Genomic DNA, 14864 nt, shown 5'->3' on the forward strand with positions numbered 1-14864 from the left:
ATCGTCCAAACAGAATCATCTGCCAGAAGATATCCGCTTGCGTTCGACTATGTTAGGCCATTTCCCCCGGCCCAAGGTCCGTATCCACCGGCACTGCGGCGCCTTGCGCCCTTCCAGGGTCGCAAAATCCGCCGCGGCACTTCCAGTTGTGTCATATCGGTTCCGCTTCAAGGAAGCAGCAGGCCGACACCGTCCCCTATGCTTCCCTTTTTCCGGCCTCGTCATGCGGATGGGCATCGAGAAGCGCCTGGACGATCTTTGCGCAACCGGTGCTTTTCGAAGACTTGACCATCACCACGTCGCCGGCTGCAACTGCGCCGAGAGCGTAGGCCGTCAGGTCGCTCACCAGATCGCGATGGACGACGGACACCTCCGACGGCAGGGCATCGCGCAAATGTGCCATCTCGGTCCCCGTCAGCCAGACGTCGGCGATACCCGCATCGACAATGGGTCTCGCAAGTGCCGCATGAACCGCCGCCGAATGCTCGCCCATTTCCAGCATGTCGCCAAGAATGGCGATGCGCCGGCCGCCGGGCGAGGGCTCGGCATCGCGGAGCAGCGTGATCGCCGCCCGCATTGAAGCCGGGTTGGCGTTATAGCTCTCGTCGATCAGCGTCATGTAGCCGGCACCCATCCTGAGACGGTGCCGCAATCCCCTGCCCTTTTCCGGCTGCATGGTTGCAAGCGATGCGGCGACGCGATCTGTGTCCGCGCCTGCCAGTGTCGCTGCGGCGATCGCCGCCAGAGCGTTCTCGGCGATATGGCGCCCCGGTGCGCCAATCGCGATTTCAAGCGTTCTGCCTCCGACACCCGCCCACAGCACCGAACCTTCCGCACCACCGGCGAACTCGGCCAGGCGGAATTCCGATTTTGGATTGGCGCCGAAGAAATGGACATGGCTGACCCCGGCTGTCGCGGCGGCCTTCTCCAGCAGTTCGTATTGAGCACTGTCCCTGTTGATCACCGCATGGCCGCCGTTGACGACCCCCTCGAAGATCTCAGCCTTGGCCGCGGCGATGTCGTCCAGACTCGCAAAATTCCCGAGATGGGCGGCAGCAATGCTGGTCACGACCGCCACATGCGGACGAACCATCCGTGTCAGCGGCCGAATTTCGCCGGCATGGTTCATCCCGATCTCAAAGACGCCGTAATCGGTCGTCTCCGGCATTCGGGCAAGCGTCAGGGGCACGCCCCAGTGATTGTTGAAGGATGCGACGGAGGCGTGGACCCGACCCAGCGGCGAAAGCATGTGCCTCAACATCTCTTTCGTCGTGGTCTTGCCGACCGATCCGGTAACGGCAATGATCTTTGCGGCGCTTCGGTCGCGTGCCGCGCAACCCAGCCGGATCATTGCCTCCAGCACGTCGTCCACGACGATCATCGGGGCGATCAGGCGCCCGAGCGCCGGCAGCTTCGCTTCGCTGACGACAAGAAGCGCTGCTCCGTTAGCAAGGGCGATCCCCGCATAGTCATGGCCGTCGACGCGATCGCCCCTGATCGCGAAAAAAGCCTCGCCATTGCCGATTGTCCGGCTGTCGATCGAAATGCCGGTGATCCCTTCCGGCAGGTTCCCGACGGGACGGCCGTTCATCGCGGCCAGAAGATCGCTGCTTGTCCAGAGCCAGTTCAAATCAAAGACCTCCCAGTGCCTTGCGGACCTCCGCGTGGTCGGAGAAAGGCAGCGTCACGGAACCAACCGTCTGCCCCTCTTCATGCCCTTTGCCCGCGACGATCAGCGTATCGCCGGTCTTCAGCATGCCGACGGCAACGCGGATCGCCTCGGCGCGATCGCCAATCTCCGTAGCGCCCTTTGCCGCCGCCATGATCTCGGCGCGGATCACCTCCGGCACTTCCGAGCGCGGGTTGTCGTCCGTGACAATGACGACATCGGCAAGGCGGCTGGCGATCTCTCCCATGATCGGGCGCTTGCCCTTGTCCCGGTCGCCGCCGCAACCGAAAACCACGACGACCCGGCCAGTGGTAAAAGGACGCAGGGATTCGAGCACATTTGAGAGCGCGTCCGGCTTGTGGGCGTAATCCACGTAGGCGAGCGCGCCATCCTTCGTCTGCCCGACGAGTTCGAGGCGCCCTGAGGCGCCCTGCAGCCTCTCCAGCGCCGAGAAAGCTGCCTTCGCGGAAATCCCCGTTGACATTGCAAGCCCCGCCGCAACGAGTGCATTGGCGACCTGGAAGTCACCGGCGAGCGGCACGTGTATCTCGTAGATGTCGTCGCCGACATGAACCTCCGCCGACTGCTTGTGGCGGAAATGCTCGACACGTTTCAGCGCGATGAAATCGCCATTGCGCCCAACGGTCCGCACATCGTGCCCTGCCTTGCGAGCGGCAGCGATCGCATCGGCGGACCATTGGTCATCGGCGAAGATCACGGCCGGCGAACCTTTCGGCAGCAACGCCGCAAAGAGGCGCATCTTCGAGGCCATGTAATGCTCAACCGTCGGATGGTAGTCCATGTGATCGCGGCCGAGATTCGTAAAGGCGGCGGCAGCGAGATTGACGCCGTCCAGCCGTTGCTGGTCCAGGCCGTGGCTCGACGCCTCCATTGCGGCGTGGGTCACGCCCTCATCAGCCAGTTCGGCGAGCAGCTTGTGCAGCGACACCGGATCCGGTGTCGTCAGAGAACCGTATTCGGCGCGGCCGGGTGATACGACGCCCGTGGTGCCGATCATCGCCGCCGAGAAACCGGAATGCGCCCAGATCTGCCGGGTGAAGGAGGCAACGGACGTCTTCCCCGCCGTACCTGTGACCGCCACCATCGTCTCGGGCTGGCGTCCGAAAAAGCTCGACGACGCCTTCGCCAGGAAACGGCGTGGTTCGGAGATCGTGAAAACGTTGATGCCAGCCTCTGCCCGGGCGCTGGTTCCCGCGACGACCGCCGAGGCCCCGCGCGATAGCGCGTCCGTTATGTAAGCGGACCCGTCCGCCTTCGCTCCGGCGACCGCGACGAAGAGGTCGCCGGGCCTGACCTGCCGGCTATCGGCCGTAATGCCGCCGATCTCGATGTTCGCGGCGTCGCCCTTCAGCTGCGCCGAAAGTTCCGGGAAACTCGATCCCGCCAGGTCCCTGATCTTCATGAACTGCACGTCTCACATCGATATGATCCTACAGGGATCTCTGCGCGTCATGTCAGACGCACAGGGACCGCCATAGGCTTTAGAATGCAGCATGGTCTCTTCCTTGGTCGACTCCGATCCAAGGAGCCATGCAGCGGAATCGCGAATCGTCCGCACTTTCATTTCACGGTCAATAAGACACAAGCAAGGCAGAACCGTCTTCTCCAAACTTAGGCTCGACCCCGAGCAGCGGAGCGGAGCGGCTGATGATGTCGCGCACCATAGGGGCGGCATTCGAGCCGGCGGTACGCCCCCCACCCTCGCCCGTTTTCGGCGCGTCGATGAAGGTCAGCACCATATATTTGGGATTGTCGATCGGAAACGCGGCCAGGAACGCATTGAAGTTCAAGTCGCTGGCATAGCGGCCATTGACGACCTTGTCCGCCGTGCCGGTTTTGCCGCCGACGTTGAAGCCGGGTACGAGCGCCCGCTTGCCCGAACCGGCAATGCCGTTCCGGCGCAGCAGGTAGCGCATGTCATCGCTCGTGCTCTTTTTCACCACCGCGCTCGCGAGTTCGCTCGCCTCTTCCTCGCTGCGCGGCAGAAAGCTCGGCGGAATGAGCTTGCCGCCATTGACCAGCGCGGCACCTGCAACAGCCGTCTGCAGCGGCGTCGTGGAGACGCCATGACCGAAGGAGATCGTGATCGAGTTGATCTTCTTCCACTCCCGAGGCTGGCTCGGCGACTTGACCTCCGGCAGTTCGGTCGGGAGCCGCGTCAGCAGGCCCATCCGCGTGAGGAACTCCTTGTGGCCGGGAATGCCTATCAGGTCGGCGATCTTGGCCGTGCCGATATTCGATGAGTACTGGAAAATTTCCGGCACTGTCAGAACGCGGCGCTTGCCATGGAAGTCCTTGATCGTGAAGCCGCCGATGCGGATCGGCCGGGTCGCATCGAAACTGTCATTGAGCGTCACCTTGCCGGAGTCGAGGCCCATTGCGATGGTGAATGTCTTGAAGGTGGAGCCCATCTCGAACGTGCCGTTCGACATGCGGTTCATCCAGCCCTCTTCGGCGCCTTCCGCGGGCCTGTTCGGGTCGTAGTCCGGAACGGAGGCCATAGCCAGCACTTCGCCGGTATGCACGTCGAGCACCACGGCCCCGGCGGCGATCGCCTCATAATTCTTCATGCCGGAATCAACGACGTCGCGCACGATGTTCTGCACGCGTACATCGATCGACAGCCTGACCGGCTCCAGCTTGGCATCGCTTGTCATGCCGATGGCGGCAAGATCGGCGAGCCCCTGTTCGTCGATGTAGCGCTCCATACCGGCGACGCCGCGGTTGTCGATGTTGACGTGGCCAAGAATGTGAGCCGCGGTCGGTCCGCCGGGATAAAAGCGCCGCTTCTCCGGCCGGAAACCGATACCTGGAATGCCGAGCGCAAGGATTTCGCTCTGCTGCTTCGGAGTGAGCTGCCGGCGCAGCCACTGGAAGCGCGAATCCGACTTGAGCTTGTTATAGATTTCGCGCGCATTGAGGTCGGGCAAAACAGTCGCCAATCGCTCCACCGCCTCATCGGCGTCGACGATCTTGTGCGGCTCCGCGTAAAGCGAGACGGTGCGAATGTCGGTCGCGAGCACCTCGCCATTGCGATCGAGAATATCCGGACGCGATGCCATGAGAGTGTCGGCGCGGCCGATCGAAGACACTGTTTCCGGTTGCGCCAGACCGTATTGAACCAGACGCCCTCCAATCACCGCATAGACGACACCGAAACTGGCTATCATGATCGCGACGCGGCTCTTCGCCCGGCTTGCGCTCCTCTTGCGCGTTCCTTCGAAGGTAACGTTGAGACCACCATCGGTGGTGCGATGATCGCCGCCAGCCGAGAAATGCGCCTTGCTCTTCAGCACCATGATACGGGAGAGAAACGACATCAGCGCGCCACCGAACCTGTTTTGATATTGTCGGCCTCGATGACTGCGGCGATGCTGTCTGCCGCCGCCTTGTCCTTGGCCTTCTTATCCTCTTCGGAAGGGGGCAGATCGGCCCTCAGCATCGGCAACTCCTCCGGTTGCGCAAGCTGCGTCGAGGGGGTCGGCGCGAGTTGCAGGTCGGCGGCAAAGACGGTCACCAGCCTCTCAAGCCGGTTCGGCTGGGTCAGAAGCGCCCAATCGGCCTTGAGCAGATCGATCGTATCCTCTTCAAGCTTTATGGCCGCGTCGAGCCTGCGCACCTCTTCAAGCTTGTTCTCAGCCTTATGCTTGATCGTATAGGTGACCGTTGCGGCCGCCGTCATGATGACGATCAGGACAACATCGAGCGTTCTGAGCATCGTCTCCTAGCCCCCCAGTCTTGCAAGGCTTGCCAGTTCCGGCAGGTTGAAAATGGACAAATCGGCACCCGGCGACGGAGCTGCTGTTCGTATTCCGGCTCTCAGCTTCGCGGACCGGGCACGCGGATTGCGTGACGCCTCTTCATCGCTCGCCGATACCATAGGCTTGCCGACTGGCGCGAAGGTTGCGGCGCGCGCCGTCACCAACGGCAAATGGCGGGAACCGCCCGCCTTGCCGGAGCGATCCTGGAAAAACGTCTTAACGATCCTGTCCTCGAGTGAATGAAAGGAGACGACAACAAGTCTACCGCCGGGCTTCAGCGCCCGTTCGGCCGCAAAGAGCGCAGCTGCAAGTTCGCCGAGCTCGTCATTGACGAAGATGCGCAGCGCCTGGAAGACGCGCGTTGCCGGGTGAATCTTATCTTTCGCCTTACGCGGCGTCACCGTCTCGATAAGATTGGCGAGATCGCGCGTGGTCTCGAACGGAGCCTCGGCGCGTCGCTTTTCGATGGTACGCGCAATTCGTCCGGCCTGCTTCTCCTCGCCGAGAAAGCCGAAGATGCGAATAAGATCCGAGACCTTCGCGCGATTGACGACATCGGCTGCGGAGACGCCGGCGGCCGACATGCGCATGTCGAGCGGCCCCTTCTTCTGAAAAGAAAAGCCACGCTCCGCCTCGTCTATCTGCATCGACGAAACGCCGACGTCCAGCACGACGCCGTCGAGACCCTCGGCGGGCGCATGCTCGGCGAGGCCGGAAAAACGGGAATGGATAAGGCTGAGCCGGCCGCCGCTGGCGCTTACCATCGACTGCCCGGCGGCGATCGCCGTCGGATCCCGGTCCAGGGCGATGACCTCGGCACCTGCATCGAGGATGGCGGACGCGTAACCGCCGGCACCGAACGTGCCATCGAGAATAACTTTGCCCGGAGCGGGTTCAAGAGCTGCTAGAACTTCCTCGAGGAGGACGGGAATGTGACGAACCGGTCCGCCATCGGCTTCAGAAGTCCTGCCGCCTTGATCCGTCACCATCCCGCCTCTCCACTCCAGAGCATGTCCGCTTTTCTCAAAATCGCGGAACTGCTCTGATTTCATGTTTCCCCGCAATTCCGGACAGAAAACTGCTGCGCAGTTTTCCTGGAAATGCTCTATTGCGAACGCAGCCCCCGTTGCTTGCGCCCTTCCCTGGCCTCCGCCTGCGCCCTCGCAAACGCCCGCGGCTCCCAGAGCTGAAAATGATCGCCCCGCCCTACGAATGTCACGTCGGTCGAGATACCGGTGAAGTCGCGGATGAAATCCGTCAGCATCAGCCGGCCCTCCTGGTCGAGCCTCAAATAGACGCCGCCGCCGTGAACAAGGAGCGACATCTGGTTGGCCGCATCCGAAAACGGATCCTCGGCGGACATTTGCTTTTCGAACCGGTCCAGAAGCTCTGGCCCGCCGACGCTGATCGCCGGAAAGACGAAGTCCTGGAAGCAGTATAACTCCCGCACGCCCGCCTCCGAAAGCACCGCACGGAAGATCGAAGGGACGGAGACCCGCCCCTTGGCATCGATCCGGTTCGTAACATGTGACAAGAAGCGGTTCATGACGCGAAACGGCCGCCCCCGACTGACGGACCATAATCATCGGCCCGCACGAACACTCGCATGACCGCGCAAAAAATCCCCGCCGGGCACATGCATGCCCGCCTGATCCTTCCATCGACGGAAGCCTCGAATTTCGCGATGACGGGCCATTGAACGGCCCTTGCGCAGTACCATTATGGGATAACATGGGACCATATGGGCGTCAATGGGATAAGCTCTTGAACAGCCTTGCGGATGATCAAATATTGATAGGTTGTTAAGTTTAACAAAGGGTTACGATCCGGACCCTAATGCCTTGGAATCCCGTTCAAAAGCGGACCGCGCCGGCAAGCCGGGTAGAACTGATTCGGTGCGCAACGATGCGAGGTGCACCGCCACTCGATGAGATCAGCAAAATCCCGGAGGGCGCTGGCGGAAGCGCAGCAGCAAAGAAAAAAAGCCAGTTGGCCTGTAAGCCGGGTTCTGTATGGCTCCGCCTCCGAGGAGACGAAACGTGGCAGCCATTCATCTGGGACTGCGCTTGCGCGCAGCCTCGTGCAACCCACCCGGACGACGCGCCTGGAAACCGGCTGGACGCTTGCGCGCCCGTGTCGTCCCTATTCGGTCTTGCTCCCGGTGGGGTTTGCCGTGCCGTCCATGTCGCCATGTCCGCGGTGGGCTCTTACCCCACCCTTTCACCCTTACTCCGCAAGCGGAGCGGTCTGCTTTCTGTGGCACTTTCCCTGGGGTCGCCCCCGCCGGACGTTATCCGGCACCGTGTTTCCGTGGAGCCCGGACTTTCCTCGCCCCGCGGCCTTTCGGCACTTGCGGGGCGCGGCTGCCCGGCCAACTGGCAGAGGCTCATTAAACGACCGTGGCGGCTAGCGCCAGAGAAATCGGTACTGCTGTAAATCATCGTGATCTGGAGGCCTGAGCAATTTCCAGGAATTGGTCGAACTGCTCCTGCGGCACAAACGATCCTCCTGTCGTCCAGACCACATGCGTTGCCTGCCGCAAGCGATCAGACAGCTTCAGCCGTTCGCAGAATGCCCGCCCCTGCGGATGCTTCACGATAAAGCCCGGCCCCGCAAAACCCGCGGCCGCAGAAGGCTCCAGGCGAAGACCCTGGACCTCGTGGGCAAGGAGCAGCCAGCGAAAGAGAGACGCATCGTCAACGGTGAAGACCCCTGCCAGCATGTTCCGCATGACTGTCGCAACGAAGGCCGACATCCGCGCGACGGCCATGCCGTCCGCCTCCGTGCTGTTCGTCAGCCCGACATCATAGACCGAGACGAGTTCCTCGGAACCACTCATCATATGGACGAGAGCGCAAGGCGACTGGACAGGCTCCACAAAGAAGCAATGCGCATTGTCGCCGAACACCTTTTTGGCACCATAGGTCACGCCGCCGGGGGCACCGCCGATGCCGCAAGGCAGATAAAGGAACAGAGGACGGTCGGCGTCGACGGCAACACCAAACGTTTGAAGCTGATCCACGAGTTCCGACGCGGCAACGCTGTAACCGAGAAACAGGCGTCGGGATTGCTCATCGTCGACGAAGTAGACCGCCGGGTCGTCCTCTGCCGCGCTGCGGGCGTTCTCCACCGCCGTGGTGTAGTCGGCCTCGTGCTGTACGACCTTCACGCCGAGCTTTCTCAATCGCTCCACCTTCCACGGTTTCGCATCCGATGACATGTGAACCGTTGCTTCGAAGCCAAGAGCACGCGCGGCGACTCCAACGCTGAGCCCCAGATTGCCAGTGCTGCCTACGGCGATCGAATAGCTGGAGAAAAATGCCCGGGCTTCGGCGCTGGCCAGATGACGAATATCCTCCCGGTCCCCGATAAGGCCCTCGCGCCTGGCCAGTTCTTCGGCGAAAACGAAGACTTCGTAGACGCCGCCGCGTGCCTTGATCGAACCCGCTACCGGGAGCGCGCTGTCTGCCTTAGCGAAGACCCGGCCGAACTCGCCGCCGCCATAACCAAGCGCCTCACGAAGCGCGTGCAATTCTGTCAGGTCGGAGCGTATTGCACCCGCTGTCTTCTTCAATTCGGGGAAACAGGTCTCGAGGAGCGGCGCCAGGCGCTCCCAGTCAGACTGTGCCACATCGACCTGATCGGGAACGAGCGGCAGGCAGGTATCGCCGATTGCATCGTCGCGGTACAGAGAATTGATCCAAAGGGTCGGGCGGGCTGAAAGCACATCGCTACGGGCCGGATCATTCGGGAGCTGAAGTGTCATGTCGTCCTCGTGTTTTGGGGGGCTACGAATGCTGCTCGCGCTGGAGTCGCTTAGCCATACCTGGCAATGGCGAGATCGGTGGCATCGATCTCCAGCTTGCGGTCGCTGACGAGATCGGCGATCACGCGGGCCGATCCGGAACTCATCGTCCAACCCAGAGTGCCGTGACCGGTATTAAGGAAGAGCCCGGCGATCCTGGTCGGGCCAATCACCGGCGTGCCGTCGGGCGTCATCGGACGCAGCCCGGACCAGAAGGAGCCCTTCGCGGCATCGCCGCCCGGGAACAGGTCCATGACCGAATGTTCCAGCGTGCGTCGGCGCGCAATGCCGAGGTCGTTGGTATAGCCGGAGATCTCGGCCATGCCTCCGACGCGGATGCGATCGCCGAGGCGGGTGATGGCAATCTTGTAGGTTTCGTCCATCACCGTCGATACCGGTGCGCGCGAAGCGTCCGCAATCGGAATGGTCAGCGAGTAGCCCTTTACCGGATAGACCGGCAGGCGAATGCCGAAGCGCCGCACGAGCAGCGGCGAATAGCTGCCGAGTGCGACCACCACCGCATCGGCGGCGCGCCGTCCCTTGGAGGTGACGACGCCGTGCACCCGGCCGCCATCGACTTCCAGCGCCCTGATCTCCGTGCCGTAATCGAAGCAAACGCCGAGTTTTTCCGCCCTCCCCGCCAGCGCATTAGCGAATTTGAAGCAGTCGCCGGTTTCGTCCTGCGGCGTTAGCAGGCCGCCGACGATCTTGTCGCGCACGCGCCCCAGCGCCGGCTCCGCACGGATGCAGCCGTCGCGGTCGAGCACCTCGTAGGGGATACCGTCGGCGGCGAGCGCGCTGATGTCCTTGGCCGACGCGTCGAGCTGCGCCTCGGTGCGAAACAATTGCAGCGTGCCTTGCATTCGCTCGTCATAGGTGATTGCCGTCTCCTCGCGCAGGGCAGCGAGCGACGTGCGGCTGTAGTCGGCAAGCCGCAGCATGCGGCTCTTGTTGACCGCATAACGCCGGGAGGTGCAATTGGAGAGCATTTTCGCCATCCAGCTGAGCATGGCCGCATCGATCCTGGGGCGAAGGATCAGCGGCGCGTGCTGCATGAAGAGCCATTTCAGCGCCTTCATCGGAATGCCGGGCGCAGCCCAAGGGGAACAATAGCCGAAGGAGACTTCGCCGGCATTGGCAAAGCTGGTCTCAAGTGCCGGGCCCGGCTGACGATCGATGACCGTCACTTCGTGTCCCGCCCTGGAGAGCTGATAGGCCGATGTGACGCCGATGATGCCGGCGCCGAGAACGATGACTTTCATGATGTACCCGAAATCAAGGCGAACGGTTGTGGCGCTGCGGCTCCGGCTCGACGGGCGCTTCAGCCCATGCGCTCGGATGCAAAGGAGCCCGGCGACGGCGGGAAGACGATGGTCTTGTTGCCGTTCAGGAAAACGCGGCCATGGATATGCGCATGGATCGCCCGCGCCAGAACCTGGCTTTCCACGTCGCGTCCGAGGCTTACATAATCGTCGGCGCTCTGGGCGTGCGTCACCCGGACGGTCTCCTGCTCGATGATGGGGCCTTCATCCAGGTCCGCGGTCACGTAGTGCGATGTCGCGCCGATCAATTTAACGCCCCGCTCGAAAGCCTGCTTATAAGGGTTCGCGCCCTTGAAGGACGGCAGGAACGAATGGTGGATATTGATGATGCGTCCTGACATCTTCCTGCACATCCCGTCGGAGAGGACCTGCATATAGCGCGCGAGCACGATGAGCTCCGCACCCGTCTCATCCACTATGCGCATCTGCTCGGCTTCCGCCGCCAGCTTGTTTTCCCTGGTGACCTTGATGTGGTGGAAGGGAATGTCATGGTTCACGACGATCTTCTGATAGTCGAAATGGTTGGAGATGACGCCCACGATGTCGATCGGCAGGGCGCCAATGCGCCAGCGGTAGAGCAGGTCGTTGAGGCAATGACCGAAGCGCGACACCATGAGGATAACCTTGCGCTTTGCCGTCTCGTCGAAGAATTCGGCATCCGCTTCGTATTCCGCGGCGATGTCGGCGAAGCCTTCGCGCAAAAGCTCGAGGGTGTGACCTTCCTCCGGCTGGAAGCTCACGCGCATGAAATACCGCCCGGTGCTTTTGTCGTCGAATTGGGCGCTGTCGGAGATATTGCAGCCGTTGTTGGATAGATAGGTCGCGATGGCAGCAGTCACCCCCCGGATGGACGGGCAGGCGACACGCAATGCATAGCGATTGGAGGGGACGGGCATCGGACGATCCTTTCGGGCCGCTCAATCGATATTGACGGCGTGCTGACGGCAGAAGGCCGTCAGGGTATTCGACAGCAGGCAGGCGATTGTCATGGGGCCGACCCCGCCGGGCACGGGCGTAATGGCACCGGCATGGCCGGCTTCCTCGAAGGCAACGTCGCCGACGATGCGCGACTTGCCCTCCGCTTCGACGCGGTTAATCCCGACATCGATGACCACGGCCCCGGGCTTGATCCAGTCGCCACGTACCAGGCCCGGCCGTCCCACCGCGACGATGAGGATATCCGCTTCCCGACAAAGCTCCGGCGCGTTGCGCGTGCGCGAATGCGCGATCGTCACCGTGCAGCTTTCGGCAAGCAGCAGTTGCACCATCGGCCGGCCGACTATGTTGGACTTGCCCAGAACGACCGCGTGGAGCCCCGACAGGTTCGCGCCGAGGCGGTCTTTCAGCAGTAAAAGGCAGCCGAGCGGTGTGCAGGGCACGAGTGCCGGTTGGCCGGTCGCAAGGCGTCCGGCATTGGAAATGTGAAAGCCGTCGACGTCTTTGTTCGGGTTGATCTCCTGAATGACGGCGTTGGCGTCGAGATGTGCCGGCAGAGGCAATTGAACGAGGATGCCGTGTACGGCGGGATCGACGTTCAGCCGGTCGATCAGCGCCATCAGTTCTTCCTGCGTGGTTTCTGCCGGAAGCTCGTATTTGAATGAAGCGATGCCGGCGGCAAGGGTCTGGCGATGCTTCGACCCGACATAGACTCTGCTTGCAGGGTCTTCGCCGACGAGCACGACGGCAAGGCCGGGAACCTGCCCGGTCTCTTCCTCCAGTTTCTTCACCCTGGCCGTGATATCGTCCAGCAGTCCGGCGGCGAACCGTTTGCCGTCAATGATCGCACGATCGGCGATTCTATCCATTCCCATGGGGATTCCTTTCGCGTTCAACGGACCGGGCGCACCGGCTGCAGCAAGTTAGAGCGGGATGCGGGCGGACAACCGAGCACACTTTTCCTCATCCCGCTCCGCCTGTACGGCTATCGCCCGCGTTCAGTGACCGTAGACGGGAAAGGCAGCCGTCAGTTCAGCCACCTTCGTCTTCGCAGCCTCGACGCTAAGGTCGGCATTGCCGGCAGCTTCCGCCTCGATGAGGTCTGCGATGATGGTGCCGAGCGTTCGGAATTCGTCTTCCTTCATGCCGCGTGTCGTGGCCGCGGAGACGCCGAGGCGCATACCCAACCATTCCGGCGGACGCGGGCTGTCGTTCGGGATCGGGTTCTTGTTGGCCGTGATGTTGGCACGGGCCAGCAGATCCTCGGCCTGCTTGCCGATCAAGCCCTTGCTCGACAGGTCGACAAGTACGATGTGGGTGTCCGTGCCGCCGGAGACGACCCGTACTCCACGGGCCATGAGGACATCGGCGAGAACCCGCGCATTGGTTTTCACTTGCGCCGCATAGACCTTGAAATCGTCGCGAAGCGCCTCACCGAGGCAGATCGCCTTGGCCGCCAGCACATTGCTGTGGAGCGATCCCTGGACCCCCGGGAACACCGCGGACTGGAGCTTCTTGAACCAGGCTTCGTTGTTGGTGAGGATCAGTCCCCCGCGCGGGCCGCGCAGCGTCTTGGTCGTCGTGCAGGTGACGATATCGGCGTGCGGGAACGGCGAAGGATGGACCCCGCCTGCCACGAGACCGGCGATATGCGCCATGTCTACCAGGAACCAGGCGCCAACCTTTTTTGCAATATTGCCCATGCGTTCGAAATCGAGTTCGCGCGGATAGGCCGAGCCGCCGGTGATCAGGAGTGTCGGACGCACCTCTTCGGCGATCCGCTCCAGTTCGTCATAATCGATGACTTCGGTTTCCGGGTTCACATTGTAGTTGTGGGGTTCGAACCAGCGGCCCGAAAGATTGCCCTTCATGCCGTGCGACAGGTGACCGCCTGCCGCAAGGTCAAGCGAAAGAACCTTGTCCCCCGGCGTCAGGAGCAGGAAGAATACGGCGAGGTTTGCCTGAGTGCCCGAATGCGGCTGGACATTGGCATATGCGCAGCCGAAAAGCTGCTTCGCCCGGTCGATTGCGGCCTGCTCCACCACATCGACGAACTGGCCTCCACCGTGGAAGCGGTTTCCCGGGTAACCTTCCAGGGTCTTGTTCGTCATCTCGTGGCCAAGCGCATCGAGAACGGCCCGGCTGACGATGTTCTCCGAAGCGATGAGTTCGATCTGGTCCTGCTGGCGCTTGCGTTCATTGTCGATGGCCTGCGCGACCAATGGGTCGCGTTCGTGAACCGGCGCATTGAAATAAGCCTTCGTGTATTCGGTCATGACCTGTCTCCGGACGGAAAGATGATGAGAACTCGAGGAAGGCTAGCGGCCGCATCGATCCAGAAAAAGTTAATAATATTTGCACATATGTTCTGATCTGCTAATGATTTGAGGGGCTGATTTCAGGAGTGGACGATGGATCTTTCTCGCTTGCGTGCTCTACGGGAATTGTCGATCCGCAAGACCATGGCGGCGGTAGCCGAGGCGCTCTACGTCTCGCCATCGGCTGTTTCGCAGCAGATCGCCCTGCTCGAACAGGAGGTCGGTATCGACCTGATCGAGCGCCGCGGCCGCGGCGTCGAACTGACGCCCGCCGGAAAGCAGCTCGTCGAACGGGCAGAGCGAATCCTGATAGAACTGGAGTCGGCGCGAGCCGATATTGCGGAGTTGAAGAAGGTCATTGCGGGTGAATTGCGCGTAGCGGCCTTTCCGTCCGTAGCCGGAGCAGTCGTTGCGGGCGCAATCCATGGGCTGCATCGTCTCCATCCCCGGCTGACGGTTCAGTTCGATGAAATGGAGCCGGCCGAGAGCCTCGCCGCGCTTCGCAGCTGGCAGACGGATATCGCGATCATCGACGATCTCAATGTACCGTCCGGCGCGCTCGACCCGAACATCGAGACGATTCCGCTCATGGAAGACGTCTTCAATGTGATGGTTTCCAGAACGCATCCCCTGGCAGAGCAATCCACGGTCATGCTGCACCAATTGCGTAACGAACGCTGGGCTCTCGACACCGCATCCTCGACCTACAACCGCATGATCACCGATGCCTGCCAGGAGGCAGGCTTCACCCCGAACATCGTCGCCCGCTGCAAGGGCTTCGAGGTTACGATCGCGCTGATAAGGCAAGGCTATGGCATTTCTATCCTTCCGGGCCTGAGGGCAAGCTATGACCTCGAAGACGTCTGGGTATGCAAGCTTGAGCCGGAGATCCGTCGCAAGATTTCCCTCGCGTTCCGTAAAGGAGAGAAACGCAGCCCCGCCGTTCAGGCGTTCATTGCGGAAGTGAACGAACGCGTCGGCTCCCGCCGCCGCGTGCCTGCCGGAGAAAGATAACAGCCGGGACGCGCGAAG

Annotated in this window: 12 protein-coding genes and 1 other RNA gene; 1 reads left to right on the forward strand and 12 read right to left on the reverse strand. The window is 61.9% G+C overall.

Annotated features, from left to right (window positions below):
- Positions 1-196 precede the first annotated feature (196 nt).
- From FB009_RS20695 to FB009_RS20750, 12 genes are all read right to left on the reverse strand, one after another.
- Positions 197-1630, reverse strand: a complete 1434-nt coding sequence (locus tag FB009_RS20695) for a UDP-N-acetylmuramoyl-tripeptide--D-alanyl-D-alanine ligase (protein ID WP_018208060.1) — start codon at positions 1628-1630, stop codon at positions 197-199.
- Position 1631: 1 nt separating this feature from the next.
- A complete protein-coding gene (locus FB009_RS20700; protein WP_011976217.1) occupies positions 1632-3092 on the reverse strand; it encodes a UDP-N-acetylmuramoyl-L-alanyl-D-glutamate--2,6-diaminopimelate ligase in 1461 nt (486 codons plus the stop codon).
- Between the two features lie 169 nt (positions 3093-3261).
- Positions 3262-5010, reverse strand: a complete 1749-nt coding sequence (locus FB009_RS20705; RefSeq protein ID WP_011976218.1) for a peptidoglycan D,D-transpeptidase FtsI family protein — start codon at positions 5008-5010, stop codon at positions 3262-3264.
- Entirely contained in the window at positions 5010-5408 is a 399-nt protein-coding gene (gene ftsL / locus FB009_RS20710) for a cell division protein FtsL (protein ID WP_011976219.1), read from the reverse strand. Before ftsL ends, FB009_RS20705 begins: the two co-directional genes overlap by 1 nt.
- 6 nt (positions 5409-5414) lie before the next feature.
- Entirely contained in the window at positions 5415-6440 is a 1026-nt protein-coding gene (gene rsmH / locus FB009_RS20715; protein WP_024311510.1) for a 16S rRNA (cytosine(1402)-N(4))-methyltransferase RsmH, read from the reverse strand.
- A 116-nt stretch (positions 6441-6556) separates the two neighbouring features.
- Positions 6557-6997, reverse strand: coding sequence for a division/cell wall cluster transcriptional repressor MraZ (mraZ, locus tag FB009_RS20720; protein WP_011976221.1), 441 nt, complete (start codon positions 6995-6997; stop codon positions 6557-6559).
- A 435-nt stretch (positions 6998-7432) separates the two neighbouring features.
- Positions 7433-7830: RNase P RNA component class A (gene rnpB, locus FB009_RS20725), an RNA gene on the reverse strand.
- 58 nt (positions 7831-7888) lie between these two features.
- The gene (locus FB009_RS20730; protein WP_011976222.1) at positions 7889-9217 is read right to left on the reverse strand and encodes a D-serine ammonia-lyase; all 1329 of its coding nucleotides are present in this window, start codon (positions 9215-9217) and stop codon (positions 7889-7891) included.
- Positions 9218-9267: 50 nt separating this feature from the next.
- Positions 9268-10518: a D-amino acid dehydrogenase gene (locus FB009_RS20735; protein ID WP_011976223.1), complete on the reverse strand. Its 1251-nt coding sequence runs from the start codon at positions 10516-10518 to the stop codon at positions 9268-9270.
- A gap of 59 nt (positions 10519-10577) precedes the next feature.
- On the reverse strand, positions 10578-11474 hold the full coding sequence (gene purU, locus FB009_RS20740) for a formyltetrahydrofolate deformylase (RefSeq protein ID WP_018208056.1): 897 nt from the start codon (positions 11472-11474) through the stop codon (positions 10578-10580).
- 21 nt (positions 11475-11495) lie between these two features.
- A complete protein-coding gene (folD, locus tag FB009_RS20745; protein ID WP_018208055.1) occupies positions 11496-12389 on the reverse strand; it encodes a bifunctional methylenetetrahydrofolate dehydrogenase/methenyltetrahydrofolate cyclohydrolase FolD in 894 nt (297 codons plus the stop codon).
- 123 nt (positions 12390-12512) lie between these two features.
- Positions 12513-13790 (reverse strand): serine hydroxymethyltransferase, encoded by a 1278-nt coding sequence (locus FB009_RS20750; protein WP_011976226.1) that lies wholly within the window; start codon positions 13788-13790, stop codon positions 12513-12515.
- A gap of 135 nt (positions 13791-13925) precedes the next feature.
- Between FB009_RS20750 and FB009_RS20755 the strand changes: the two genes are divergently transcribed.
- Positions 13926-14846, forward strand: a complete 921-nt coding sequence (locus FB009_RS20755; RefSeq protein ID WP_011976227.1) for a LysR family transcriptional regulator — start codon at positions 13926-13928, stop codon at positions 14844-14846.
- Positions 14847-14864: the final 18 nt, after the last annotated feature.

Origin of the sequence: Sinorhizobium medicae (genome assembly GCF_007827695.1) — a bacterium.
Classification (GTDB): Bacteria; Pseudomonadota; Alphaproteobacteria; order Rhizobiales; family Rhizobiaceae; genus Sinorhizobium; species Sinorhizobium medicae.

What these genes read in the sequence shown, in the direction of transcription:
- FB009_RS20755 (WP_011976227.1), top strand. Translation starts at nt 13,926, where the DNA reads ATGGATCTTTCTCGCTTGCGTGCTCTACGGGAATTGTCGATCCGCAAG.
- ftsL (WP_011976219.1), bottom strand. Translation starts at nt 5,408, where the DNA reads ATGCTCAGAACGCTCGATGTTGTCCTGATCGTCATCATGACGGCGGCC.
- folD (WP_018208055.1), bottom strand. Translation starts at nt 12,389, where the DNA reads ATGGGAATGGATAGAATCGCCGATCGTGCGATCATTGACGGCAAACGG.
- rsmH (WP_024311510.1), bottom strand. Translation starts at nt 6,440, where the DNA reads ATGGTGACGGATCAAGGCGGCAGGACTTCTGAAGCCGATGGCGGACCG.
- FB009_RS20705 (WP_011976218.1), bottom strand. Translation starts at nt 5,010, where the DNA reads ATGTCGTTTCTCTCCCGTATCATGGTGCTGAAGAGCAAGGCGCATTTC.
- FB009_RS20730 (WP_011976222.1), bottom strand. Translation starts at nt 9,217, where the DNA reads ATGACACTTCAGCTCCCGAATGATCCGGCCCGTAGCGATGTGCTTTCA.
- purU (WP_018208056.1), bottom strand. Translation starts at nt 11,474, where the DNA reads ATGCCCGTCCCCTCCAATCGCTATGCATTGCGTGTCGCCTGCCCGTCC.
- FB009_RS20735 (WP_011976223.1), bottom strand. Translation starts at nt 10,518, where the DNA reads ATGAAAGTCATCGTTCTCGGCGCCGGCATCATCGGCGTCACATCGGCC.
- FB009_RS20750 (WP_011976226.1), bottom strand. Translation starts at nt 13,790, where the DNA reads ATGACCGAATACACGAAGGCTTATTTCAATGCGCCGGTTCACGAACGC.
- mraZ (WP_011976221.1), bottom strand. Translation starts at nt 6,997, where the DNA reads ATGAACCGCTTCTTGTCACATGTTACGAACCGGATCGATGCCAAGGGG.
- FB009_RS20700 (WP_011976217.1), bottom strand. Translation starts at nt 3,092, where the DNA reads ATGAAGATCAGGGACCTGGCGGGATCGAGTTTCCCGGAACTTTCGGCG.